At 47.1% G+C, this 25,329-nt stretch carries 20 protein-coding genes; 7 read left to right on the top strand and 13 right to left on the bottom strand.

Annotation, left to right across the window (positions count from 1 at the left end; all coding sequences use genetic code 11):
• Positions 1 to 3: 3 nt before the first annotated feature.
• The gene (locus Q5076_RS01190; RefSeq protein WP_303010398.1) at positions 4 to 1,170 is read right to left on the bottom strand and encodes an AIR synthase-related protein; all 1,167 of its coding nucleotides are present in this window, start codon (positions 1,168 to 1,170) and stop codon (positions 4 to 6) included.
• A 384-nt stretch (positions 1,171 to 1,554) separates the two neighbouring features.
• Between Q5076_RS01190 and Q5076_RS01185 the strand changes: the two genes are divergently transcribed.
• Genes Q5076_RS01185 through Q5076_RS01170 form a run of 4 tightly spaced genes read left to right on the top strand, consistent with a single transcriptional unit; the run spans position 1,555 to position 10,478 of the window.
• Complete coding sequence (locus tag Q5076_RS01185; protein ID WP_303010396.1) at positions 1,555 to 3,234, top strand: polysaccharide lyase family 1 protein; 1,680 nt, start codon at positions 1,555 to 1,557, stop codon at positions 3,232 to 3,234.
• Between the two features lie 34 nt (positions 3,235 to 3,268).
• Entirely contained in the window at positions 3,269 to 4,936 is a 1,668-nt protein-coding gene (locus Q5076_RS01180) for a hypothetical protein (RefSeq protein WP_303010394.1), read from the top strand.
• 23 nt (positions 4,937 to 4,959) lie between these two features.
• Positions 4,960 to 8,388, top strand: a complete 3,429-nt coding sequence (locus Q5076_RS01175) for a TonB-dependent receptor (RefSeq protein WP_303010393.1) — start codon at positions 4,960 to 4,962, stop codon at positions 8,386 to 8,388.
• 14 nt (positions 8,389 to 8,402) lie between these two features.
• Positions 8,403 to 10,478 carry a RagB/SusD family nutrient uptake outer membrane protein gene (locus Q5076_RS01170; RefSeq protein WP_303010392.1) on the top strand — a complete coding sequence of 692 codons (2,076 nt, stop codon included), beginning with the start codon at positions 8,403 to 8,405 and terminating at the stop codon, positions 10,476 to 10,478.
• 164 nt (positions 10,479 to 10,642) lie between these two features.
• On the opposite strand, the gene Q5076_RS01165 is transcribed toward Q5076_RS01170, so the two are convergent.
• The 11 genes from Q5076_RS01165 to Q5076_RS01115 all read right to left on the bottom strand — a co-directional run bounded on the left by Q5076_RS01165 (position 10,643) and on the right by Q5076_RS01115 (position 21,619).
• Positions 10,643 to 11,224, bottom strand: a complete 582-nt coding sequence (locus Q5076_RS01165) for a LemA family protein (RefSeq protein ID WP_303010391.1) — start codon at positions 11,222 to 11,224, stop codon at positions 10,643 to 10,645.
• Between the two features lie 48 nt (positions 11,225 to 11,272).
• Positions 11,273 to 12,184, bottom strand: a complete 912-nt coding sequence (locus tag Q5076_RS01160; protein ID WP_303010390.1) for a TPM domain-containing protein — start codon at positions 12,182 to 12,184, stop codon at positions 11,273 to 11,275.
• A 74-nt stretch (positions 12,185 to 12,258) separates the two neighbouring features.
• Entirely contained in the window at positions 12,259 to 13,209 is a 951-nt protein-coding gene (locus Q5076_RS01155; RefSeq protein WP_303010388.1) for an alpha/beta hydrolase, read from the bottom strand.
• A 73-nt stretch (positions 13,210 to 13,282) separates the two neighbouring features.
• Positions 13,283 to 14,029 (bottom strand): shikimate dehydrogenase, encoded by a 747-nt coding sequence (locus Q5076_RS01150; RefSeq protein ID WP_303010387.1) that lies wholly within the window; start codon positions 14,027 to 14,029, stop codon positions 13,283 to 13,285.
• A 6-nt stretch (positions 14,030 to 14,035) separates the two neighbouring features.
• Entirely contained in the window at positions 14,036 to 15,079 is a 1,044-nt protein-coding gene (locus Q5076_RS01145; protein WP_303010386.1) for a hypothetical protein, read from the bottom strand.
• A gap of 17 nt (positions 15,080 to 15,096) precedes the next feature.
• Complete coding sequence (ubiE, locus tag Q5076_RS01140; protein ID WP_303010385.1) at positions 15,097 to 15,834, bottom strand: bifunctional demethylmenaquinone methyltransferase/2-methoxy-6-polyprenyl-1,4-benzoquinol methylase UbiE; 738 nt, start codon at positions 15,832 to 15,834, stop codon at positions 15,097 to 15,099.
• Positions 15,835 to 15,945: 111 nt separating this feature from the next.
• Positions 15,946 to 16,890 (bottom strand): phosphoribosylaminoimidazolesuccinocarboxamide synthase, encoded by a 945-nt coding sequence (locus Q5076_RS01135; protein WP_303010384.1) that lies wholly within the window; start codon positions 16,888 to 16,890, stop codon positions 15,946 to 15,948.
• A gap of 79 nt (positions 16,891 to 16,969) precedes the next feature.
• Positions 16,970 to 17,977, bottom strand: coding sequence for a PhoH family protein (locus Q5076_RS01130; RefSeq protein ID WP_303010383.1), 1,008 nt, complete (start codon positions 17,975 to 17,977; stop codon positions 16,970 to 16,972).
• A 91-nt stretch (positions 17,978 to 18,068) separates the two neighbouring features.
• Positions 18,069 to 18,758 carry a DUF5715 family protein gene (locus Q5076_RS01125; RefSeq protein WP_303010382.1) on the bottom strand — a complete coding sequence of 230 codons (690 nt, stop codon included), beginning with the start codon at positions 18,756 to 18,758 and terminating at the stop codon, positions 18,069 to 18,071.
• Between the two features lie 683 nt (positions 18,759 to 19,441).
• Positions 19,442 to 21,100 carry a flotillin family protein gene (locus Q5076_RS01120; RefSeq protein ID WP_303010381.1) on the bottom strand — a complete coding sequence of 553 codons (1,659 nt, stop codon included), beginning with the start codon at positions 21,098 to 21,100 and terminating at the stop codon, positions 19,442 to 19,444.
• Between the two features lie 21 nt (positions 21,101 to 21,121).
• A complete protein-coding gene (locus Q5076_RS01115; protein WP_303010379.1) occupies positions 21,122 to 21,619 on the bottom strand; it encodes a hypothetical protein in 498 nt (165 codons plus the stop codon).
• A gap of 116 nt (positions 21,620 to 21,735) precedes the next feature.
• On the opposite strand from Q5076_RS01115, the gene truA reads away from it, so the two are divergent.
• From truA to Q5076_RS01100, 3 genes are all read left to right on the top strand, one after another.
• Positions 21,736 to 22,524 (top strand): tRNA pseudouridine(38-40) synthase TruA, encoded by a 789-nt coding sequence (gene truA / locus Q5076_RS01110; RefSeq protein ID WP_303010377.1) that lies wholly within the window; start codon positions 21,736 to 21,738, stop codon positions 22,522 to 22,524.
• A gap of 66 nt (positions 22,525 to 22,590) precedes the next feature.
• The gene (locus Q5076_RS01105) at positions 22,591 to 23,493 is read left to right on the top strand and encodes a DMT family transporter (protein WP_303010376.1); all 903 of its coding nucleotides are present in this window, start codon (positions 22,591 to 22,593) and stop codon (positions 23,491 to 23,493) included.
• 47 nt (positions 23,494 to 23,540) lie between these two features.
• Positions 23,541 to 24,191, top strand: a complete 651-nt coding sequence (locus Q5076_RS01100) for a DUF3256 family protein (RefSeq protein ID WP_303010537.1) — start codon at positions 23,541 to 23,543, stop codon at positions 24,189 to 24,191.
• A 25-nt stretch (positions 24,192 to 24,216) separates the two neighbouring features.
• Here Q5076_RS01100 and Q5076_RS01095 read toward each other — a convergent pair whose 3' ends face one another.
• The gene (locus Q5076_RS01095; RefSeq protein ID WP_303010374.1) at positions 24,217 to 25,305 is read right to left on the bottom strand and encodes a phosphotransferase enzyme family protein; all 1,089 of its coding nucleotides are present in this window, start codon (positions 25,303 to 25,305) and stop codon (positions 24,217 to 24,219) included.
• Positions 25,306 to 25,329: the final 24 nt, after the last annotated feature.

Below are 25,329 nucleotides of genomic sequence, written 5' to 3'. Positions count from 1 at the left end.
TCTTTAATATCTAAATTCTCCGAATTCGCTTTGGATAATCAATTCAGTCCGGTCACATGCTTCGATGCGTCCGACAATACGTGCGGGAATGCCGAAAGACTCGGAAATAGCAATCACTTCTTCGGCATGTTCCGGTGATAAATATATTTCGAGGCGATGCCCCATATTGAATACTTTGTACATTTCCGCCCAGTCCGTACCGCTTTGTTCCTGTATGGTTTTGAATAAAGGAGGAACAGGGAAGAGATTGTCTTTCACTACACGTACATTTTCTACGAAATGCAACACTTTGGTTTGTGCGCCGCCGGAGCAATGAACCATACCGTGAATCTCAGGGCGGAGGGAATCAAACAATTTTTTTACTACCGGAGCATAGGTGCGGGTAGGAGAAAGTACCAGCTTACCGGCATCGACCGAAGTCCCCTCTACGCTGTCCGTCAGACTTAATTTTCCTGAATAAACTAATTCCTCCGGAACGGCGGCATCATAACTTTCCGGGTATTTTTTTGCAAGATATTTACTGAATACGTCATGGCGGGCACTTGTCAGGCCATTGCTACCCATACCGCCGTTGTATTCTTTCTCGTAATTCGCTTTTCCATAAGAAGCCAAACCGACAATAACGTCTCCCGGACGGATATTGGCATTGTCGATGACATCTGAACGCTTCATGCGGCAAGTCACGGTGGAATCAACGATAATCGTGCGTACCAAATCCCCTACATCGGCTGTTTCTCCACCGGTAGCATATACTCCCACGCCCATTTCACGAAGCTCGGCCAATAACTCGTCCGTTCCGTTAATGATGGCGGAGATAACTTCGCCCGGAATCAGGAGTTTGTTGCGTCCGATGGTAGAAGAGACGAGAATGTTGTCAACAGCGCCTACACAAAGCAGGTCGTCGATATTCATAATCAGGGCGTCTTGTGCAATGCCTTTCCATACGGACAAGTCTCCCGTTTCTTTCCAATACATATAAGCCAGGGAGGATTTTGTGCCGGCACCGTCAGCATGCATGATATTACAATATTCGGGATCGCCTCCCAATATATCCGGGATGATTTTGCAGAATGCCTTTGGGAAAATTCCTTTGTCAATGTTCTTGATGGCGTTGTGCACATCTTCTTTTGACGCGCTCACGCCACGCATCATGTATCGTTGATTACTCATGAGTTATAGAATTATTTGTATACGCCTGCAAAAGTACTGTTTTTTTTTTGTACAGCCAACTATCTGAGTGGAAATGCCGTTGTCATATATGCTTTTCATCTTCTTTCCGTTGGGAAAGCATCATCTTGTCGATGCCTGGATATATCGTAAAATCCGGCATCGCCAAATCAGATAGGGTGTACTCTTATTGTATAATATTGACATTATTAAGAAATTCGGTTGTCAGTCTGATAGGCAATCTTTGAAAAAAAAGTATTTTAAAAACGAAATTAAGTATGAAGAAAATGATTACATAGATAAATATTATACGTCATGTTAACATCATAACCAAACTGCTGTTTATGAAACGGTGGTAATTTATATTAACTTTAAATTGAAAAATAAATGAAGAATGATGCATTTATTGAAGAAAGAAAAACACAACTGGGATGCGTTTCCGATTTTTCTAAACCAGGGCGAACGGGTGTTTTCGGTATTATGAAATACCGTATGGCTAAATGGCTGTTTTTTATGAGTAGTGTTTCGATTTTGGGAGCATGCAACGATGCTGACGGATTCACTAATATGGGATTGGGACCTTATGCGAAAGGTCCGGAAATATTGAAAGCCTTTCCTACTGCCGAAGGGTTTGGTAAAAACGCTACAGGAGGCCGTGGCGGAAAAGTAGTCATAGTAACGAATCTGGATGACGATGGAGAAGGTTCTTTCCGATGGGCTTTGAGACAGTGTGCGGAGAATGATGCCACTACGGTGGTTTTTGCCGTTTCGGGCAAAATAGAATTGAAATCGGATATACGTTGTAAAGCGAAGAATTTCACAATAGCCGGTCAGACGGCTCCGGGAGGCGGAATTTGTGTGATTAAGAACGAAGTGAACTTTGGAGGTTCAGAGAATTTTATCATTCGTCATATACGTTTCCGGGTAGGGGATAAGGATGCCGGTGGAAAAGACCATAATGCCGCATGCCTTCGTGTGGAGAATGCTGATAATTTCATTATTGACCATTGCTCATTCAGTTGGGCCAGTGAAGAGAACACCGATTTCATTGATACCCATTTTTCTACTGTCCAGTGGTGTATTTCCAGTGAAGGGCTTTATTATTCGGTGAACAAGAAAGGGTCCCGTGGCTATGGCGGTGCATGGGGAGGCGCTTCTTCCACATACCATCATAATCTGTTTGCCCATTGCAACAGCCGCACTCCGCTGATGAACGGCGCACGGGGAAAAGCTCCCGGGCAGGATATAAACGTATATATGGAGTATATAAATAATGTGAATTATAATTGGGGAAGCCAGATGGCTACTTATGGCGGAATGGATGAGTCGCAAGACCCGGAGTATCACGGATGGGCGTGTAACTTCATGAATAATTATTATAAGCCGGGACCTGCTACGGAAATTCGGGTGCGAGACTTAAAATTCTTTCGTCAGTCAAGTGCCCGTGAACCGGAAAAAGCACCTTTACGTGCTGTATCAAAATGGTATTTCAACGGAAATGTGATGGAAGGCAATGACGAACTCACCTCAGACAATTGGAAAGGAGTATATACGGATAGCAGTTATCCCTATAGTATTGATGAAATGAAATCGTCGTCTTTCATTGTTCCTTCCGGAAAAGACAATTATGCACAGTATTGGTTTGACTGGAACACATACACCTATCTGGAAGATTGTGAGTCTGCGGAAAAAGCTTTTCAGTCTGTAGTCGGGGAAAATGGAGCCGGTGCTTTCCCGCGTGACGCAGTGGATACACGCATAATAAAAGAAGTAAAAGAGGGCAGTTGTACATATACGGGAGCGGGAAATGAGACCAGTGGGGCTATTCCGGGGATAATCAATAGCCCTGACGAGGCCGAAGGGTTTGAGGGACTGACCTATAAAACATCCGGAATCATTACGGATGCGGACAAAGACGGCATGGATGACACTTGGGAAAAGAAAGTCGGCCTGAACCCCGCCGACCCGGAAGACCGCAACAAAACCACAGATACAGGTTATACGGCATTGGAAGTATATCTCAACAGTCTGGTGGGCGAGGATATTTCATACAACTTTAAAAAGTGAAATCAATAAAATGTTAATATTAAAATTGAATGCTATGAATTTAATGAAACTGATGACGGCAAGCCTCTTGCTGAGTTGTTTTTCGGCATTGTCGGCGGGCTGCTCGGACAATGACGATTCCGGTTCGGCGGTGTTGTTGCGGCCGGTCACTACGATGGAAGTCGTACAGAACAGAGCCTACCTTACCTGGAAAAGCGTAGAAGGAGCGACCGAGTATGTTGTCGAAGTGTATAGAGTGACAGATAAAGGCGATGAACTCTATAAGACGGAAACCGTTCCCGCCGGACAATCCTCCTGTGTCATAGAGCTGGAGTGGGAAGAAAACTATAAATTTAAAGTAAAATGTGTGGGAGACGGAAAGCTGTCCGGTTATTGGGAAACGGAAGTGACAGGCATCCTTTACCGCCCCTTATCCATCGAATTGAAAGAAGCCCGCACCATAGACACGTCGGCACTTATTGCATGGGAACCGAATGATACGGTTGTCATCACCGCCCTGACTGCCGTTCCGGCGGAAATGGAAGGAGGTATGCAGCAAGAAACGAAAGTATATCAGGTCTCTTCTGAAGAATATTTGTCCGGGTCGAAGATTATCGGTGACTTGTCTCCCGAAACAGCCTATCGCATCAATCTTTATTCGGGAGAAGAACAGACTTCCGACACGTATCAGGCACGTGTGGAAATAAAAACGGAAGCTACGGAAAATCTGGATGCGGATTACGGTACGGCAAACCGTGTCGATTTGCGCAATGAAGCGTTCGACCCGGACTATTTCAATAAACTGGACTGGAATTCCCTGGCAGAAGGTACGACTTTCATTCTTCCCGTCGGAAAAACATATGTATTGAATAGCGGTGAGACAGTCATAGAATTTGCACATTCAGTCCATTTTGTAACACCGCAAACCTTGGAAACTTATCCTACATTTAGTTTTGAAAACGCATTCCGTGTAGTAGAAGGAGGAATGATAGACAAAATTACCTTTAAACGCATCAATCTTGAAGCAGCCAAATCATTGTCTGAAGCGACAGACAACGGATTAAGCGGCAAACAAGTGATTTGTCCGGAATCGGATGCCTTCTTAATCAATACGGTGGCTTTTACCAACTGCCACATCGAGAATTTCCGTTCGGTTGTCCGTTCGAAAAAGGCAGATGGAAGTATCGGTGCGGTTTCTTTTAAAGAATGTACGCTCAATGCCATTGGCAATCAAGGCATAGTCTCTACAGACGGTAAAAACGGTAATTACATCAATGATGTTTCTTTTGACGAATGCACCGTCACCAATATTTGCGGCATCGCCGACCTTCGGAATAGCGGCAGTGGTAAAAACATCTCGATAACGAATACTACATTCTGCTATGCGCCGATGGAGAATTCATTCTTATTCCGTGTCGACCCGAGTATCACAGTCCGGATAGAGAATTGCGTGTTCGGAGGTTCCATGAAAATAGACGGCAAACTTCCCAAGTTCAACGAATTGGGGACAGGCGGGCAAGATGATTATACCGGAGTTTACCGTTTCAGTCCCGTGAACAGTTTCCAGTCGAGCGACCACTCGTCGAGCAAGGGAAGCCTGGGACTGAGCGATTCCAAGATGTCGACGGCCAACCTGTTCACCGACCCGGGTAATGGCAATTTCAAGCTAAATGAATTATTTGAAGGTTGTTCTAGCGTGGGAGCTTCGAAATGGAGACAATGAACTGCGCATTAAATAATAAAGATATGTATAAACACGTTATATTTACGAAGTCCGAAAAATCTTCATTGATTAGAGGGATAAGCATGCTAATCTGTTTCATGGCATTTACGCTGTCGGTTAATGCGCAGGCCCGGAAAGTGACGGGGCAGATATTGGACGAAAACGGGCAGCCGATAATCGGCGCTACCGTAAGGTTACAGGAATCATCGGCAGGAACTATTACAGATATTGACGGAAATTTCTCTCTGGATGTCCCGGAAGGGAAAAAAGTCGTTGTCTCCTATATCGGTTACATAAAGCAAACCCTTGTCCCTAAAGGAAACGTTTTGCGTGTGGTGCTTCAGGAAGACAATCAGAAGTTGGATGAAGTCGTAGTAGTCGGTTACGGTAATATGAAGCAGAAAAACGTTACCGGTTCCATCTCGACAATTTCGGCGGAAGAATTGGAAGACCTTCCGGTATCCAACCTCTCGGAAGCATTGCAGGGAATGGTTAACGGATTGACAGTCGAACTCGGTTCCAGCCGTCCCGGTACGAATGCGAATGAAGTCTATATCCGCCAGAACCGTACTTTTACCGGCATTTCCAAAGACGGCGGCAATTCCACGCCGTTAATCATTATTGATGACGTGATTCAATTAGGGACTAACGGCCAGCCGAGTATGGAGCAGTTTAATATGCTAGACCCGTCGGAAGTGGAAAGTATTACCGTACTGCGTGACGCGAGTGCGGCGATTTACGGTTCGCGTGCGGCCAATGGTGCCATTCTGGTAAAGACAAAAAGAGGAAAAAAAGGAGTACCTTTGATTTCCTATTCAGGCAAGTTTGCGGTAAACGATGCCGTCGGTCATTCCAAAGTCCTGAGAGGTTCCGATTACGGACGTTTCTACAATTCTTTGGCAATCGGTTCCAACAAGGCGAGCGGTTATGACGATTTCGACGTGCTCTACAGCGATATAGAACTGGCCGAAATGGACAACCTGAATTATGACTGGTTGGATAAAGCCGGCTGGAAATCGGCTTTCCAACAGACACACACACTGAATGTGAGCGGCGGCAGCGAACGGGCCACCTATTATGCGGGAGCCACCTACTTTGACCAGGGAGCAAATCTGGGCAACCAGAGTTACAAACGCTATACTTACCGTGCCGGTGTCGACGTACGTTTGACAAATGACATCAAACTGTCCGCTACGGTTGCCGGCAACGAAGGAAAATCCGACCAGATTTATACTAAAGGTGCGCGTTTTAAGCTGTATGGTATGGGCGGAAGCACTGAAAAATCAGATTATAGCGCCCTGCATCACATGCCGAACCATATTCCTTGGAGCGTCACCCTGCCGAACGAAAACGGAGAAGACGAAGAATACTGGCTAGGACCTATCGAAAATACCTATAGCAATCCCAGCTTCAACCGGGACTACGTTACCTCATGGAATTATTTTGCACTGAGCAACAGCGGTTCGTTCAGCAAAAACAGGAGCAATAGCTGGAATGCTGACATATCGCTGACCTATGAAGTGCCTTTTGTAAAAGGATTGTCATTACGCGCCACCTATTCCTCCTCCCATTCGAGCGAGGCGACGGAACAGGCCAGCTTCCCCTATGAATTAGCCTATGTGGGTAGCAGGATGGCCGCCGACCAGCATCTGGTCTATACCATTCCCAACAGCTCTTTCAAAAAAGCGGTATTTGATAAAAACAGCACACTGTCTTTCAAAGACAGGCAGTCAGAGAGGCGCCAGATGAATTTTTATGTAAACTATGAACGTACATTCGGCAAACACAGCATTTCGGCTATGGCGTCCGTCGAACGTTATGAATCATTCTATGATTCCCGTGACATCGAGTACTCCGATTTGGCGCATGACATATCCGATACCTACCTGGGAGTCGGCGGCCCGTCCATCGTAGGTACGGACGGGAAATCGGCTTTGACTTCCGACAATACGGTCACGCTTAAAGGAGAATCCGGTTCGCTTTCCTATTTGGGGCGTGTCGCATATTCGTATGCCGACCGTTATATGTTACAGTTCATTTTCCGTTCGGACGCATCCACTAAATTCGCGCCGGAAAACTATTGGGGATTCTTTCCCGGTGTTTCCGTCGGATGGATTCTGTCTGAAGAGCCGTGGTTTAAACGTTCCCTTCCGTGGTTCGAGTTTCTGAAAATACGTGCTTCCTGGGGGCGTACAGGACGTGACAATATAAAAATGTGGAAATGGAAAGAACAGTATAAGATGGATTTGAAAGGCATGCAGTTCGGTGCGGAAAGCGGAAAACCGGGTACGAGCCTGATTCCGCAGGCATCTCCGAACCGCAATGTAAAATGGGACGTTTCCGATAAGTTCAACCTGGGCTTCGATACCCGTTTCTTAGACGGCCGTTTGAGTGCGGTTTTTGATTTCTACTATGACATCAATGACAACATTCTGAACCAGTATATGGCTAGTCAACCGGGGATTCCCATCTATGCCGGCGGTTCTTATGCGGAAGAAAATTTCGGGCGCGTAGATACTTATGGCGGTGAACTGTCTTTGACATGGCGCGATAAAATAGGGCAGGTGAACTATAACATCGGTATGGATTTCGGCCTGAGCGGCAGCAGGGTGAGAGAGTGGGTTCCGGGATTGCGCTATAATAAATATCCGTGCAGTGCAAGTTGGGAAGAAGGCATGTCCACCTATCTTCCCGTATGGGGTTTCAAAGTTTGGAAAGGCACTTCCATGGGAGACGGGATTTTACGTACGCAAGAAGATATCAACAATTATTGGGCTTATCTGGAATCCTGGACTCCCGAAGGCGGACAGACCAAATATTTGGACAAGACCAGTAAGGACGAGTTGCGTCCGGGTATGGTCGCCTATCAGGACTTGGGCGGTGAAATGGTTAACGGAGTGCAACAAGGCCCCAATGGACAAATCGTCCTGGAACAAGACTACGGCAAATTATGCAATAAGAACAAGACTTATAATGTATCGACAAGACTGGGAGCCTCCTGGAAAGGACTCTCCATCAGTGCCAATATTGCGACCTCCTGGGGCGGCGTGCGTTTTATCGACCGTGCTTCCATGGGCGGCAACAAAAGCACCATGATATGGGCGCCGGATTCTTTCTGGGGAGATATGTTTGACGAAGTCTACAATCCTACGGGCAAATACCCGAATTTAGGAGCAGAGTCCCTGATTTCCAATTCAGCCCTTGCCAATTCAGACCTCTGGATGATTAGCACATTCCGTTGTTACATCCGCAACCTGTCTGTCAGCTATGCCCTTCCGAAAAAGTGGATTGCCCCGTTGAAGATGTCGGCGGTCCGCCTGAATCTGACAGGCAATAACCTGTGGGATTTGTATAACCCTTATCCCGGCCATTACCGCAATATGTACGATGCTTCTTCCACGGAGTATCCGACTTTGAGAACCTGGTCGTTAGGCGTTAATGTTACATTTTAAAACATACATCGACAATGAAAAAGAAAAACTTTTTATATACAGGAGCCCTGGCCCTGAATATGCTTATGTCCGGTTGCAGCGATTCATTTCTGGATATGAATAACTACGGGGCTTATGATGATTTCGATTCCGAAACCAAGATAACATGGTATCTGGCAGGTTTATACCAAAACTGTTTTGAAAACTATACCTCTCCGACATCCCAATATCTGGGATTGTACACCTCTTATGCGCAGGATTTTAATGAGTTCACGGATGAGACGTGGGGAATTACATCCACCAGCCGGATTGACCCGAGTACCCGGTATTCGACGATTGACGACATAAAGACACAGACAGACGCCTCCAGCGGTAAAAGCTATGACCCGCTGTTTGCCAGTTATTTCGGCAAAGCACTAGGTTCGAGCGTGACAAACAATGCTTATACGCGCATTCGCAATTGTAATATCCTGCTTCGCGATATCGATGCCTCCTCCGTCTCGCAGGAGACCAAAGACAGAGCCAAAGGGCAGGCGCTTTTTCTGCGTGCCATGCAATTGTTCGATTTAGTCCGTATGTACGGCTGTGTGCCTATCGTAACCACGGTGTTGAATGCCGAAGCTACCGAAGAAGGGCTGCCGAGAGCTTCCGTCACCCGGTGCGTAGAACAAATCGTGAAAGATTTGTCCGAGGCGGCAACCCTGTTGCCCGACGAATGGGGAACAAATGACTACGGCCGGTTGACTCGCGGCGGTGCGCTGGCGTATAAAAGCCGTGTATTGTTGTTTTATGCCAGCCCTATTTTCAATAAAGGATGGAATGACCCCGGCAATGTACGTTGGCAAAAGGCGCTGGAGGCAACCTTGGATGCAGTCTCGAATATAACAGCCAGTGGATTGGACGGCGTATCCGATGCGGCAAGTTGGGGTAAGATACTGGCTGACGACGACAATGAACATTCGAATAGAGAGACGTTGGTTGTCAGGTTGTTGGCAAAAGAAAGCAATTCATCGCTGGGCTATAAGAATAATCGTTGGGAGAAAAACATTCGTTTGAGCTCGCAGGGAGGAAGCGGTGGAGAAGGAGTGCCCCTCGAACTGATTGATGTCTTTCCGATGGCCGACGGGACCCTGCCTGATGCCAGTCACCGGGTAGAAGAGGGAAGCCTGCGTTTTATGGAAAACCGCGACCCTCGTTTCTATCAGACTTTTGCATTCAACGGACTGAAATGGGGGCATAAAGACGTAACCAACGATACCGTATGGAATTACCGTTGGAGAACCACGGAATCGACAACCAGCGGTTTTGCTTATAGCGAAGGCGTAAATATTTCCAGTCCGGTGTTCGTCCGTAAGATGAGCGGATTGAATACCGCTTCGGATAACAATTATGAAGCTTCGGGCATACATATTTATGACTATCGGTATGCCGAACTGCAGTTGAATCTGGCAGAATGTTATGCAGCCACCAATCAGGTTGATTTGTGCAAGCAAGCTATCGGAAAGCTGCGTGCACGTGTCGGTATTCCGTCCGCCGGCAATTACGGTCTGGATACCTATGTGAGTGACCGCGCTTCCGCCCTTGCAGCTTGTTTGAGAGAACGCCAGGTCGAGCTGGCTTACGAAGGAAAACGCTATTGGGACATTTGGCGGTGGATGCTGTATGACGGAGGACAGGGAGAAACCATGTCGTTAAGTTCTACCAACACCTGTACTTTCCTGGGGGTAACTCCGCTGACGGAGAAATACCGTACAGCCAAATACGTAGACGTAAAAGACGGTTATACGCCGGGCAGTAAAGACGTATTGGCCGAACTCCGTAAGAATATCTTCGCAGACCCCGAATCTGCCGACTTCCAGGAACAGTTGAAAGAAGTCGCCGACTTCTGGGAAGCTAACTTCCAGTATGGCGAACCCAATGCGCAACCTGATAAAAATAACAATAACGAGTGGATTAAGATTGGCTGGAATACCAATTATTATGTTTTGGGACTCTCCAAAGATATTCTGGACAATAACTCTTGGCTGGGACAGACAAAAGGCTGGACCGACCAGAATGGGGCAAACGGGACTATTGACTGGCAAGATGATGAAATCCTTGCCGTAGAATAGCAATCCCTGTTTATGGAGACAGGACGAATAGGTCCTGCATAGAAACCTTCCTGTAATAGTATTAAAATCATTGCCTGAAAAGTACCGGTATCCCGTAATAGCGGGAACGGGAACTTTTCAGGCAATAACCGGATTAGAAATGACAGCGCTAAGACGGAGACAGATTAAAATTCCACTTTCGGAGCTTTCTCCGTTCCGGCTTCCACTTCAAAATATGCCTTCTTGTCAAAACCGAACATACCCGCGAAAATATTCTTCGGGAAGCGGCGGATATTGGTGTTATAAGCTTGCGCGGCATCATTGAAGTTCTTGCGTGCTACGTTGATGCGGTTCTCCGTTCCTTCCAGTTGGGCTTGTAATTCAAGGAAATTCTGGTTGGCTTTCAGGTCCGGATAGTTCTCTGTAATGGCTAATAATTTGCCTAATGCCGAAGTCACGGCCCCTTGCGCCTTTTGGTATTGAGCCAATTTTTCCGGAGTCAGGTCATTGGCGTCTACCTTGATTTGAGTTGCCTGGCTGCGTGCCGCAACAACCCCTTCCAACGTTTCCTTTTCATGAGTTGCATATCCTTTCACCGTATTTACCAGGTTAGGAATCAAGTCTGCGCGACGCTGGTATTGAGTCTCTACATTTGCCCATTGCCCGCTGACATTCTCGTCCATAGTAACCAAGCCGTTATATACGCTTACTGCCCATATAACAAGGATAACCGCAACGGCTAAAATGATGATAACTGACTTTTTCATGTTTCTTGTTTTTATTGGATTTGATAATCTGATTTTAAATCGATAAGTTTAGAAGCGGGAACCTGCTCCCCCTCCTCCGCCGGAACCGCCTCCGAAGCTGCCTCCGCCGAAACCGCCGCTTCCCCCTCCGAAGCCTCCGCCAAAGCCTCCGATGAACGGACCGCCTCCTCCGCCGCCCCGGTGGTGATAATCATCGTCATAACTTTGCTGGCGGCGTATCAGAGTGTAGCCGCAGTTCCTGCACGTATAAGTGACATTTTCGGTTTTCACCCCGTTGATTCGGGAGACCACCGTGCTGCCGCTTCTTTGCAGTTGGTGCTTTCCGCATTTCGGGCAACGGCTTTGTTTCCGTGCGGCAAGGAAAGCAAGCCCTCCGCCGATGGCAAAGATACAAAGGATGATAAGGACAAAATCAAACGAACCTCCGTTGCCGGATTCCGAATCATTTTCCATCGAGCCGTCGAGGCGTTGGCAGGTCGCTTTCAGTCCGGCAACCATTCCGGCGTTCCAGTTCCCGTCTTTCAGGTAAGGAATCATGTATCTGGTCTGAATCCTTTTGCAGATGGCATCCGGCAACACGCCTTCCAGGCCGTAGCCGGTATAAAACTGGATGCAGCGCTGGTCGGTAACCAGCAGAATGACGAGCCCGTTGTTTTTATCCTTTTTCCCTACTCCCCATCGGTTCAATAACTGATGGCAGAAATCGAAACAGTCTTCCGTCCCGATAGAAGGAACCACGGCGACTACCGTTTCGATGCCCGTTTGCCGTTCCAGGGCATACAACATGGAATCGATGCTGTCGCAAGCCGCCTGTGACAATATTCCTGCCGGATTGCATACATATCGCATCTCGTTTTGCAGGTGAACCTTCGGGAGATTGTCCACCGTATATATTTTCTCTTTTGCCTGTAGAGGAAACAACAGGAAAACAGCAACTATAAATGTGAATATCGGTTTCATAACAGTCTTTTTACGGGTGCAAATATAAGAACTTTTTCTGTTACGAATCCAAAACGGCAGGTTATAATAGGTTTTTAACGGATATATCGCTCCACGAAATCACGGACCCTTCCGGTGTATTCCTGTTTATTCTCCAGATAAGAGACGGCATGGGCCGCTCCCGGTACTATCCAGAGTTCTTTCGGTTCCGGTTTCGCTTCGTAAAGAGGGTACACCATCCATGTAGGGACATATTTATCCTTGTCTCCGTGGATGAAAAACATCGGAAGCCTGCATTTGGCTACCTGATTCAGTGAAGAAGCCTCCTTGAACCCCCATCCGTATTTTATTTTACAGAGCCAGTCGGTGGTGTACATCAGCGGGAAAGGAGGAAGCCCGAAAGAAGACTCCAGTTCATGCGAGAACTCGTCCCATACGCTGGTGTAACCGCAATCCTCTACAAAGCATTTCACAAAATACGGTTGCGGTTCGCCGGATACCATCATCGTCGTGGCGCCTCCCATTGAAATACCGTGCACCACCATTTGAGTGCTGTCTCCGAAAATCCGGTTGGCGATATTCATCCATTGCAATACATCGAACCGGTCTTTCCAGCCCATCTGGACGGCACTGCCTTCGCTTTCCCCCTGATGTTGAAGGTCAGGAAGTAGAATATTATATCCCAAGTCACGGTTATACAAATAACCTATCATCAGCATGCGGATGGCATTGTCCGTATATCCGTGAACTATCACGGCGGTTTTGGGGGTAGGTTGCGGAGCTGCCGCATACAAGGCATGCAGTTGTATTCCGTGCGGATTGAAGACGAACGTGTCTTTTAATGCGTCCTCCTTCCTTAAACTGTCCACCCATGATTCCAGGAATGGATAGTTCCTGTACATATACGGATAAGAATCCGCGTCTTTGGCTAATATCTTGGCGTCCGGGGTCAGGGAAAGGTCCAGCATGTAGAAACTTCCTCCCGCAATGCAACCGGCCAGTACTAACACGATGATGATAACGATATAGACGGTTTTCTTTCTCATGCCTTATTCCATTTGATTAAATACCTTTATTCCTTTATCAGCGCCGGCGGACCGGTCCTTGTCGGGCGGTTTGTTACCGGTTCCAGATTTCCCAGGCTGCGAATGCCTGTAAAAGAAGCATCTCGAGCCCGTTTTTCACAACAGCCCCCTGCGCCTCTCCTTTTTTCATGAACAGGGTGACGTTCGGGTTATATAACAAATCGTAAAGCAGATGGTTCGGAGTCAGCAATTCGTATGGAATATCAGGGCAGTAATCCACTTTAGGATACATGCCCACGGGAGTACAGTTGACTATGACCGTATGTTCCGCCATGATTTCGGGAGCCAGCTCCTTATAAGTCAGCATGCCGTCCGCTTTGTGGGTGCGCGAGACAAACGTGCTCTCTATCCCTAAATTCGCCAGTCCGTGGTAAACGGCTTTCGAAGCCCCACCCGTGCCGAGAATCAGCGCCTTCTTATGGTGTGACTGCAATAACGGTTGGATAGACTGGGTGAACCCTATGATGTCGGAGTTATAGCCGACCAGCTTGACTTTCCCCTTCTGCTGGCGGATAATTTTAATTACGTTTACGGCGCCTATCTTGGCAGTGTCGGGGTCGAGTTCGCTCAGAAAAGGTATTACCTGCTCTTTATAAGGAATAGTGACATTGAGCCCGCACAGGTTGGGGTTCTCTTCAATGACCTCCATAAAGTCGTTAATGCTTGGAATTTCAAAATTCACGTATTCCGCATCGATGTTTTCCGCTTTGAATTTTTCGTTAAAGTATCCGATGGAAAACGAATGTTTCAGGGGGTAGCCGATTAAACCGTATTTTTCCATAATAATCTATTGCTTAATTGTATAATCAGGTTTACTTCTCAGGAGGCGTACTGCTTCTTTTATGTTATAGCCGGGATATTTCTCTTTGTAATATGCCGTCAAGTCTTCATATATCCAGAAATGATACGGCCGGACAATAAAGATGTTGAAAGTATGTTCTTTGCTTTCAGCCTCTATCTCCAGTTCTATATGGCTATATATCTGGTCGTCGGGAGGGATAAGTCTGAAGGCGTCTGCGATTGAGGCATTTATATCATTGAAGCTGTGCGTTTCAGCCCTTTTGATTGTAAATTCTCCGGCAGTAACGGGGCTGTCGCCGGTCCCCGTCAATGCAAATGCATATTTCCCGGCGTCTTTATCGTTCAAAGATACCGTGTATCCTTGAACGCTGGCGTAGGGAGAATGGCTTTCCATATCTGCTTTTATCTCTGCTATTATTTCTTCCTTACGGTCTGCATCTACGTCCGGTTCCAGTTCGATGCCGTGTTGCACATCAATAATTTCAAATTCAGGCTGGGAGCCGGAAGGGACTTTAGTAATCACAAACCCCTTGCTGTAATCTGTTTCTTTCCCGTCCAGACAGAATTTCCGGTTGAATACAGGGTCGTTTTTAGATTTCCAGGTCAGTTTGCTGGAAAAGGTAATAACGGATGCAGTACCGTCATTCCAGTCTATCTTTACTTCTTCATTCTCGAAAGTCTTGTCTCCGTTAAATTCTCCGAAAGTGAGGAAATACTTTCCATCCTGGCTTATCCGGGTCTGCAGGCCGGAGAAATATGCCATGTAATCCCTGGTCATATTGGCGGGGAGAACATCTTTTTCATACGTTTTCCCTTTGTAGACAGCTTTGATTCCCTGATAGGCGATAGAGCCGGGAGTAAGCGGATTCAGCAGGTCGTTGCCCTGCGCGTCCTGCACTGAAATCCGAAGGACTATGGGAGCAAAATCCCATATCAGGTTTTCTTCCTCGTTTGCCGGTTCACAGGCTGTAAAATGGATGCAGCAAAAGAGGAAGAGTAAACATGAACCGATTGTTTCTGTTATTTTCATAAGCCTGTTGTTTAAAGTTATTTTGTCGCAGTATAGAGTGTGCAGATGCCGAATGTCAGTCGTCGGAAGTTCACCTCGCTGAATCCGGCTTTGGCAATTACCTCCTTCATGATTTCCCCTTGGGGAAACACTTTGATTGTGTCCGGCAGATAATGGTATGCGCTGTTGTCTTTGGAGAGAAGCTTGCCCAATAACGGGATGACAACCTTGGAGTAGATGGAAAACAGTTGTTTCATCGGGAAACGGTCCGGAGTAGTCAGTTCAAGGATGACGAGATGGCCGCCCGGTTTCAGTACGCGGCACATTTCGGAAAGCCCCTTGTCGAGGTCTTCAAAATTGCGGATGCCGAAAGCGACGGTGATAGCGTCAAAGCCGTTATCGGCAAAGGAGAGTGAAGTACAGTCTTCCCGGACAAAAGAAATGGTATCCGAGAGTCCTTCCTTCTTTATTTTTTCACGTCCCACATTCATCATGCCTTCCGAAATATCCGTACCTATCAGCTCGGCGGGTTTCAGTTGGCGGCAGGCAAGGATGGCGAAGTCTCCCGTACCCGTAGCCACGTCCATGATACGTTGCGGGTGGAAAGGGCGAAGCCACTCTATCGCTTTCCGGCGCCAACTGCGGTCAATGCCTAAAGATAAGGTATGATTGAGTTTGTCGTAAGCGTGAGCGATATTGTCGAACATGCGCTCTACCTGTTCGGTTTTCTTCCCTTCCTCGTCGTAAGGTTTGATATGTTGTTGCGGATAATCCATTCTTTAAGTTAATTGTTAATGACTGATGCCGGACGATGGCAACCGGCGGAAAGATTGCGAAAGACTATCGGGTTTGCCGCCTGTTTTCGCAATCTTCCCGCCGGCCTTCGATTATCGGTTGAGAAAATCCAGGACATTCTTCTCGATACGCCCGGCAATGTCTCCGGTGTCTTCTTTCACGAACTTCTCACCGGTGATGTTTTCAAACAACTCGATGTAACGGTCGCTGATGCTTTGTACGATGGCCGGAGTCATTTCAGGGACTTTCTGGCCTTCTTTACCCTGGAAACCGTTTTCCATCAGCCATTCGCGGACGAACTCTTTGGAAAGTTGTTTTTGTGCTTCCCCCTTTTCGAAACGTTCCTGATAGCCTTCCGCATAGAAATAACGGCTGGAGTCCGGAGTGTGAATCTCGTCCATGAGGTAAATCGTACCGTTGTGTTTGCCGAACTCGTATTTGGTATCCACCAGAATCAAGCCTCGTTCCGCAGCGATTTCAGTTCCGCGTTTGAAAAGAGCCAATGTATATTTCTCCAGGATTTCGTACTCTTCGGGAGTAGCCAGTCCTTGTTTCAGGATTTCTTCTTTCGAGATATCTTCGTCATGCAGTCCCATTTCCGCTTTAGTGGTCGGCGTAACAATCGGTTCGGGGAATTTCTCGTTTTCGCGCATTCCTTCCGGCAACTTCACGCCGCAGATTTCGCGTACACCGCTTTTGTAGGCACGCCATGCACTGCCGCACAGGTAACCGCGTACAATCATTTCCACCGGGAATCCTTCGCACAATACGCCGACAGTAACCATCGGGTCCGGAGTCGCCAGTTTCCAGTTCGGGCAGATATCAGTGGTGGCATCCAGGAACTTGGCCGCAATCTGATTCAGCATTTGTCCTTTGTAAGGGATGCCTTCGGGCAATACTACGTCAAAGGCCGAAATACGGTCGGTTGCTACCATGACGAGTTTCTCGCCGTTGATGTTATACACATCGCGCACTTTTCCGTGGTACACGCTTTGTTGTCCCGGAAAGTTGAAATCTGTTTTTGTTAATGCTTTCATAATGATATATCTTAAAATTATGTTTCTTTCTTTGTCGTCACAAAAGATACGGAGAGGCATTTTCCCGGATGCCTTCCGGTCAAGATGCTTCCGGATGCTTCTGTTGCATGCCCTGTGCCTTTTGTGAGGAACTGTTCCGTTCGGCTTTTGTTTCCCTGTCGAATTTCTCATAAGCGTCCACAATGCGTTCCACCAACTTGTGGCGCACAATGTCTTTTTTGTTCAGTTCGACGAAACTGATGCCTTTCACCCCTTTCAGGATATGGAGAGCCTGCACCAGTCCTGATGTCTGCGAGGCGGGGAGGTCGATTTGCGTCATATCCCCCGTTACAATCATCTTCGTGTTCATGCCCATGCGGGTAAGGAACATTTTGATTTGCTGGGTAGTGGTGTTCTGTGCTTCATCCAGAATGACGACAGCGTCGTTCAGTGTGCGTCCGCGCATGAAAGCCAGCGGGGCAATCTGGATAATGTTCAGTTCCATATATTCCTTTAATTTCGCGGCGGGTATCATATCCTGCAGGGCGTCGTATAGCGGTTGCAGGTAAGGGTCTATCTTATCTTTCATGTCGCCGGGCAGGAAACCGAGTTTTTCACCGGCTTCTACGGCGGGGCGGCTGAGAATTATCTTTTTGATTTCTTTGTTTTTCAATGCGCGTACGGCAAGGGCGATAGCGGTGTATGTCTTTCCCGAACCCGCCGGGCCGATGGCGAACATCATATCGTTCTTGGCAAATCCTTCCACCAGCTTCAATTGGTTCTCGCTCCGGGGAATAATCGGTTTGCCTGTGACGCTGAATACGATTACGTTACCGTTCTGTTCCGCTTGCGGGGCGTTTCCCTTGATGATGTCGATGATAACCTCCTCTTTCAGTGAATTATATTCGGCGCAGTATTTTTCAAGTTTGGTGATGTTTTCTTCAAAGGCGCACATCTCTTCCTCGTCGCCCAGTACTTTAATGACATTGCCGCGGGCAACAATGCGCAGCTTCGGATATAAAGCTTTTATTAACTGTATGTTGGCGTTGTTTACACCATAAAATATAACCGGATCAATATCCTCAAGGACAATCAGTTTCTCTATCATTCAGTTGTATTAAAGAAAAATTTCTGCAAATTTAATGAAACGTTTTGGATTCTTTGATTGTTTGAGGATGAATTTTATGGCATTTATTCCACTATCGGGCTGTGATGTGGAAACAACCTTGTTTCAGTTCATATTTGACGTAGCATTTTTCCGCTTGCCGTAAATCTCTCAGCACTTCGGCGAGGACAAGTTTCAGCGTATCGGAGCCGACATCCTGTAAAGGGCGTCCGTCTTCATCTTCCACTTTCTTAAACCGTTTCCAGCTTATGTCGAAAGTAGCTCCGAAGCAGTGCGCCGAGTTGGCGGAGGCGTTTCCGTTGCAGCGGCGCAGGCGTTTTACGTCGTTTTGTGTACGCAATACGGACGTTACGATTATCCGGTTCGGGTTGAGTCCTTTGGAAGCCAGGGAATCGAGGAAGTTAGAACCGATGGTGTCGAGTAATGCGTCGGCGCGGGGAACCAGATAGGGGATGGAATGTGTCAGCGAATCTACCTCATATAATTCATTGGCTGAAATATACATCAGTTTTTCTTTCATGTTTTCCGCCTCTTCGCGGTCTTTCAGCGGGCTGATACCGATGGATTTTGCTACGGCAAGATGCGTTTCGTTCCGGTCGGGGAAAGAACGTTTGTAACTGACAACGCCGCGGATGTTGCGTGGCTTGTTTACTTTGAGTGACATGTCTTTCTTCTTGCAGCCGGAAGCGAGTGTCGCGAATCCTGTAATTAATACGATGAATAACGGTAATAAACGAAACATACGGAATTTATGGATAGTCATTTTGTGCTTTTTGCCCGCAAATATACGCTATTTTTCAGTATTTGCCATACTCTTGAATTTAATTTTGCCGCGAAGGGAGGGATATATTCAGCCGGCGAATTTTAAATATAAGCGGTCCGGGATTGTAAATGTCGGGAAGGTTGTTTGGTTTCAACCTATTGAAACTGCCGGTTCAATAGGTTGAAACAGTAGTTGCATATAGGTGAATATTGGGTTTCTACCGGTAGAAACAACAGTTTCGTGCGGTATGTCGAATAAAATTGTGCGGTATAATTAAAGTTAGCTGGTTACTTATTCGTTTATGCTCAAATAGGACCCGTATAGAATGGCTTTTCCTTTGGCTTTGCCCGTCTTTACTTATCTGTTTTTGAAGGTTGGCATTATCACCTGGAACAACGGGAATGACGATAAATGAAATTACCGGTTTTCCGAAAAAGAGGTATTCATATTATCCGTTTCCCCGTTGTTCCAGGCTGCTTTGTTATTCCAGGTTACTTTGTTGTCCCAAGTTGCTTTATTGTCCCAGGTCGCTTTGTTGTTTCAAGCTGCTTTGTTGTTCCAAGTTTTGAGCCTCTTTCTTATTTCAAACTTTTTACTGTCCGGAACTTTAAACTTCTCTGTGTTATCTCTGGTTCTTCTGTTCGTTTGGTTTTTCTCCCTTATTCCAGAGTCTCTTCCTTATTTCAGGATTCTTCCTTGTCTTTCTTCTCTTCGGTTTTCGTTGCGGATTTTTCTTCCGTCTTGCTTTCCGGGTGCATGATGCCTTTTACAGTCTCGCCGATGGGTAGTTTGTCCAGGACACCGAGACTTGGGGCTACTGTTTTCACCAACGTATTCAGGAAATTGCTTGTACTGCCGTTTCCTCCGTCAAATACTGTGATGTTTCCTAAGTTCATGTGTTCGAACGCTTTCACTTGTTCGCCGGCTATTTCCTTCCACTGGTCCACCATTTTATACTGGATGGCGATGGCAGGATTAGACTCGGCGGCTTTTACCATTGCTTCGAAACCCTCTGCTTCGGCGAGCAGTGAACGTTTCTTTCCTTCCGCTTCCGCTTCCAGTTTCAGCCGGATTGCCGTCGCTTCCGCTTCGGCCTGTGCCAATGTCGCTTTGGCACGTGCTTCCGCTTCACGGGTTATTTTCTCTGCAATCGCGTTTGCTTGAAGAATGGCTTCCTGTCTTGCTATCTCGGCGGGAACGATTTTTTCCGCTTTCAGTGAGGATTCCACTTTTTTGGCTTTGGCTTCCTCCACTTCCCTCTGGGCTATTTCACGGGCGGTTTGTACGGCAGCTTCCGATTTGGCGGCAGCCTCTCCTGCCTGTTTGTCTGCATTGGCTTGCGTTACCGCCAGTTCGGCATTTGATAAGGCGACTTCCTTTTGCGCGTCATTCCGTCCGATGGCGGCTTTCTTCGCAGCTTCCGCCTGTTTGACCTCCATGTCGGAATTCAGTTCGGCGATGCGGCTTTCCTTTTCGGTGTTTGCCTGTTCGATACGGATATTCTTTTCGGCTTCGGCTTTTGCCACCTGTGACTCCTTTTCGGCGTTGGCGATGGCAACTTGGGAAATTCTGTCTTTATCGGCGTTGGCAACGGAGATTTCCTGCAGTTTCTTTGTTTCCGCAATGGCGATGTCCTGGTCTTTGCGTGTTTCGGCTACTTTGGTTTCCCGTTCCTTAATCTGATTGGCGATTTTGATGGCGCCGAGCTTTTCCTGTTCTTCAATATTCGCCTGTGCCTCGTTCAACGCCTTGCTTTCGGCTTCCTTACCCAGGTTTACGATATAGTTGGCGGCATCACGGATGTCACTGATGTTGATGTTCATCAAGTACAAACCGAACTTGCGGAGTTCCGTATCGATGTTGTCCTTTACTTTTGAAAGGAATTTGTCACGGTCGGAGTTCAATTCTTCAATCGTCATGTCGGCAATCACCAGACGCATCTGGCCGTAAACCACATCCGTAATGAGGTTCTGTTTGTCATCTATAGTCAGTCCGAGCATGCGTTCGGCGGCGTTTTGCATAACTTCCGGGTCGGTACTGATGGCTACGGTGATGGTGGTCGGCACGTCCACGCGGATGTTCTGCGCAGACAAGGCGCCTGTCAGTTTGCAGTCGATTTGCATCGGTTTCATTGACAGGAATTCATATCCTTGTATAATCGGCCATACGAAGGCGGCCCCGCCGTGATAAAGTTTGGCGGATTTCTTGTCTCCTCCCGTCTTACCGTACACGACGAGCACCTCGTCGCTCTTGCACTTGCGGTAACGGGAGAGGATACCGATAAAAGTGAGTAAGATAACCGCTACGAGTATAGCGGCCATAATCAGAATTTCTTGTGTCATAGGATTGTGTATTTTAAATAGTTATTGAATATACAGGACTCCGCCTTCATACCTGGTGATGACGGCCTTGTCTCCGGTACGGTATGTCTTTCCCGATTCGGAAACAACGTCTACTTCACGCATGGCCCCGTTCCGGCTTGTCTGTACGGTGTACCTGTCGCCGTCCTGTTTGAAATAGACGGTACACTCGCGGCCGACAAGTTGTTCTGTCCGTTCGGAACGGTTCACCTGCTGCAACCGATAAGCCTTCTTGTACAGAAACCATACCGCGAATACGAAGAAAAGGCCTGTCAGAATGGCGATGAGGTAGCTTTGTATGGCCGTATCGCCGGCGAGATACATGTACCAGCCGAATCCGATTCCGAAATGGGTGAGCCCTTTGAAGGAAACTATGCTGCTGATGTCTGCGTCCGTGTCTGCGTCTGCATCCAAGTCTCCGAAGAAAATAGATAAGATAAACTGAACCGCGAATACGCCCGTTGTTACGAGGGCGATAATGAGAAAGATAGTATTACTCATAATTGGGTGTTATTGATGAATCATAAGTATTGTTTTCCAAATATACGGGTTTGTGCGGATTATGCAAAAGAAAATGAGTACTTTTGCGGCGTTAAACCCTAAAAAGAGGAATTGGCGTGCAAAGGTATTTTATTTATTTGGCTTACGACGGAAGCAATTACCACGGCTGGCAGATTCAGCCTAACGGGATTAGTGTGCAGGAGTGCCTGATGAAAGCGCTGGCTACTTTTTTGCGTCGTGAGATAGAAGTGGTGGGAGCCGGACGGACGGATGCAGGGGTGCATGCCTCTTTGATGGTGGCCCATTTTGATTATGAGGAGTTGATAGATACGGTTTCCGTTGCTGAAAAGCTGAACCGGCTGTTACCTCCGGACATTTCCGTCTATCGCGTTTGCCGTGTCCGGCCGGATGCGCATGCGCGTTTTGATGCGACAGCCAGGACTTACAAATATTATGTGACAACGGCCAAGTATCCTTTCAACAGGCAATACCGCTGCCGGATTTACAGTCCGTTGGATTATGGGCGTATGAATGAGGCGGCACAGACTCTTTTGGAATATACGGACTTTACGAGTTTCAGCAAACTGCATACGGATGTGAAGACGAATATCTGCCATGTCACCCATGCCGGATGGAGCCGTGAGGATGATGCCACGTGGGTATTTACCATCCGTGCCGACCGTTTTCTGAGAAATATGGTGCGCGCTATAGTCGGTACGCTGATTGAAGTGGGGCGGGGCAAGCTTTCCGTAGAAGGATTCCGTAAAGTGATAGAACAGAAAGACCGTTGCAAGGCAGGTACGTCGGTTCCCGGAAATGCCCTTTTCCTGGTGGATGTGGAGTATCCGGAAAGCGTGTTTGAAACGGAAGGAGAACAAACGGCATTCGATGGAACTCGTATATGACAGCATTTGGAATTTGTGTGTGGCAGCATAGTGTAAAACAATAAATCGTAAATTGTAAATCGTCTCATGTGGTTATTATTAGCTTTCCTCTCGGCTACTTTGCTGGGATTTTATGATGTATTCAAGAAACAGTCGCTGAAGGATAATGCAGTACTTCCGGTTTTGTTTTTAAACACCCTTTTCTCAAGCCTGATATTTCTTCCTTTCATTCTGTTGTCCGCATTCGGGACCGGTGTCCTGGAGGGGACGGTATTCAATGTCCCTCTTGCGGGATGGGAGCAGCATAAGTATATCGTAGTCAAATCTTTTATTGTCTTGTCTTCCTGGATTTTCGGTTATTTCGGGATGAAGCATTTGCCCATTACGATTGTGGGGCCCATCAATGCTACCCGTCCGGTGATGGTGCTTGTGGGAGCCATGCTGGTGTTTGGCGAGCGGTTGAACCTTTACCAGTGGATTGGTGTGGTGCTGGCGGTCGCTTCCTTTTTCATGTTGAGCCGTTCGGGAAAGAAAGAAGGAATTGATTTCAAGCATGACAAATGGATTTTCTTTATCGTTCTGGCTGCCGTCATGGGAGCTGTCAGCGGGTTGTATGACAAATATCTGATGAAGCAGTTGAACCCGATGCTGGTGCAGTCCTGGTACAATGTCTACCAGGTCTTTATCATGTGCCCTATCCTGTTGCTGCTCTGGTGGCCTAAGAGGAAAATGACGACTCCCTTCCGTTGGGACTGGACGATTATTCTGATTTCCGTATTTCTTTCGGCGGCGGACTTTGTTTATTTCTATGCCTTGAGTTATGACGATTCCATGATTTCCATCGTTTCGATGGTTCGCCGGGGAAGCGTGATTGTATCGTTCATTTTCGGGGCTTTGTTCTTCCGTGAAAAGAATTTAAAAAGTAAGGCTATCGACCTTATCTTGGTGTTAATCGGAATGATATTTCTATATTTGGGGACTAAAAACTAAAAAGAATGTTTTCTGTAACGGCTGTTGCAGGGTATAATGACAATAATATGAAGATAAATAAGTTTGTTCCGGTCATATTCTTCGGGATTGCAGGAGTGTTTTTTTCGGCTTCCGTCCAAGCCCAGGAGGCTAAAGTCTTGTTTGTAAATCTGCCGGATTCGTTGAGTCCTTTGCTTACCAAAGTGAACCGGGAAGATTGCATTGACTTTCTGGAGAGCAAGATGCGGGCGCAGGTGGAGAATCGTTTTGGCAAAAAGTCGGAGATGACAGAGCTGGGTAAGGATTATATCCGCATGCAGATGTCCCCGCAGACTACATGGCAAATGAAAGTGCTGGCGTTGAACGATACCGCCCGCGTTATCTGTACGGTTTCTACCGCATGCGCTCCGGCCTGTGACAGCCGCATCGAGTTTTATACCACGGACTGGAAACCTCTTGCGGGTTCCGGTTTCATAACGTTGCCGGTATTGGACGATTTCCTGAATGTGCCGGATTCGGCGGATGTCTATGCCTTCGGCGAGGCCCGCCGTTCGGCGGATATGCTGTTGATGAAAGCGGATTTTAATAAAGAGAATACGGAGCTGACCCTTACGTTGGCTACTCCCGATTATATGTCAAAAGAAACGGCGGAAAAACTGAAACCGTTTCTCCGCCGTCCGATTGTGTATCATTGGAAGAATGGAGTTTTTACCAGGTAAATCCTCCATTCCTGATTTTCCCTCCTTATTTCTTTAAGCATTCGTTGATGAATGCCACCATTTCGGGAGTGTGTTCTTCCACGCTCTGCAGGAGCTTGAACTGTGCCTTTGTACGGACCAGGTTGTGTTCCGGATATTTAATCTTGTAATAGGTATCTCCGTTGATATAGTCCGCCAGGAAGCGTACGCATTGCATATAAGGGAACAAAGCGGCGGCATACGGGAGATTTTCTATTTCAACCGGTGTCAGGAAAGAACTGGCGCCTTCCAGATACCCTTTGGTGAATGCCTTGAATATTTCCATATTGAAGTTCACGCGGTCAAGGTCTTTATCGTCTTCGTCTCCGGTATTTGCGCCGGTACGGAGAAAGTCGCCGTAATCAGAGAAGATGAAACTCGGCATTACCGTATCGAGGTCGATGACACAAAGCACTTTGCCGTCTTCGTCAAACATCATGTTGTTGACTTTGGTATCGCAGTGGCATACACGTTTGGGGAGTTTGCCTTCCCGGTGCAGGCGTTCGGCCTTGCACATTTCGTCCGCGCGTTTTTCTATTTCATCCAGATAATATTGTACTTCCGTTACCCGTCCGGCAGCGTTTGCCGCAACTGCGTCACGCAACTGTTTGAGGCGGAACTCCATATTGTGGAAGTCCGGAATCGTCTCGCCCAGGGTTTCGGGGATATCCGCCAGCATGGCCTGGAAATTACCGAAAGCCTGTCCGGCATAGTTGGAATACTCCGGATTTACGGTTTCGTAAGTTTTGGCACGGGGAATGAATACCATGACACGCCAATAGCTTTCACCGTCAAACCAATATGTCTTCCCTTCTTCCGTTTCAAGGAAAGTCAATACTTTACGGTCGATATCCGATTCGCCGTTTTCGGTCAGTTTTCTGCGGATATGTCTTGTGACGGCTGCAATATTGGATTGGAGCATTTCCACATTCTGGAAGATAGCATGGTTGATACGTTGTAAAACGTAGTCGGGAGCGTCCGCCTCTTTGGTGTTCACTTTATAGGTGTCGTTAATCAGTCCCGCGCCTAACGGTTTGATTTCCTCTACATTACCTTGGATTTTGAACTTAGCTACGATGCTGGATAAATCTTTCATGGGTTTTTTCTTTAAAAATTTATA

It is taken from the genome of uncultured Bacteroides sp., assembly GCF_958445495.1.
Lineage (GTDB): Bacteria > Bacteroidota > Bacteroidia > Bacteroidales > Bacteroidaceae > Bacteroides.
The sequence above is the reverse complement of the archived record's forward strand: the minus strand, read 5'-3'. Positions and strand labels throughout refer to the sequence as shown.

Coding starts and splice junctions, on each gene's coding strand:
- Q5076_RS01120 (WP_303010381.1), bottom strand. CDS start 21,100: ATGACACAAGAAATTCTGATTATGGCCGCTATACTCGTAGCGGTTATC.
- Q5076_RS01135 (WP_303010384.1), bottom strand. CDS start 16,890: ATGAAAGCATTAACAAAAACAGATTTCAACTTTCCGGGACAACAAAGC.
- Q5076_RS01185 (WP_303010396.1), top strand. CDS start 1,555: ATGAAGAATGATGCATTTATTGAAGAAAGAAAAACACAACTGGGATGC.
- Q5076_RS01115 (WP_303010379.1), bottom strand. CDS start 21,619: ATGAGTAATACTATCTTTCTCATTATCGCCCTCGTAACAACGGGCGTA.
- Q5076_RS01180 (WP_303010394.1), top strand. CDS start 3,269: ATGAATTTAATGAAACTGATGACGGCAAGCCTCTTGCTGAGTTGTTTT.
- Q5076_RS01160 (WP_303010390.1), bottom strand. CDS start 12,184: ATGAAACCGATATTCACATTTATAGTTGCTGTTTTCCTGTTGTTTCCT.
- Q5076_RS01100 (WP_303010537.1), top strand. CDS start 23,541: ATGAAGATAAATAAGTTTGTTCCGGTCATATTCTTCGGGATTGCAGGA.
- Q5076_RS01165 (WP_303010391.1), bottom strand. CDS start 11,224: ATGAAAAAGTCAGTTATCATCATTTTAGCCGTTGCGGTTATCCTTGTT.
- Q5076_RS01145 (WP_303010386.1), bottom strand. CDS start 15,079: ATGAAAATAACAGAAACAATCGGTTCATGTTTACTCTTCCTCTTTTGC.
- ubiE (WP_303010385.1), bottom strand. CDS start 15,834: ATGGATTATCCGCAACAACATATCAAACCTTACGACGAGGAAGGGAAG.
- Q5076_RS01095 (WP_303010374.1), bottom strand. CDS start 25,305: ATGAAAGATTTATCCAGCATCGTAGCTAAGTTCAAAATCCAAGGTAAT.
- Q5076_RS01130 (WP_303010383.1), bottom strand. CDS start 17,977: ATGATAGAGAAACTGATTGTCCTTGAGGATATTGATCCGGTTATATTT.
- Q5076_RS01155 (WP_303010388.1), bottom strand. CDS start 13,209: ATGAGAAAGAAAACCGTCTATATCGTTATCATCATCGTGTTAGTACTG.
- Q5076_RS01190 (WP_303010398.1), bottom strand. CDS start 1,170: ATGAGTAATCAACGATACATGATGCGTGGCGTGAGCGCGTCAAAAGAA.
- Q5076_RS01125 (WP_303010382.1), bottom strand. CDS start 18,758: ATGACTATCCATAAATTCCGTATGTTTCGTTTATTACCGTTATTCATC.
- Q5076_RS01170 (WP_303010392.1), top strand. CDS start 8,403: ATGAAAAAGAAAAACTTTTTATATACAGGAGCCCTGGCCCTGAATATG.
- Q5076_RS01105 (WP_303010376.1), top strand. CDS start 22,591: ATGTGGTTATTATTAGCTTTCCTCTCGGCTACTTTGCTGGGATTTTAT.
- Q5076_RS01175 (WP_303010393.1), top strand. CDS start 4,960: ATGTATAAACACGTTATATTTACGAAGTCCGAAAAATCTTCATTGATT.
- Q5076_RS01150 (WP_303010387.1), bottom strand. CDS start 14,029: ATGGAAAAATACGGTTTAATCGGCTACCCCCTGAAACATTCGTTTTCC.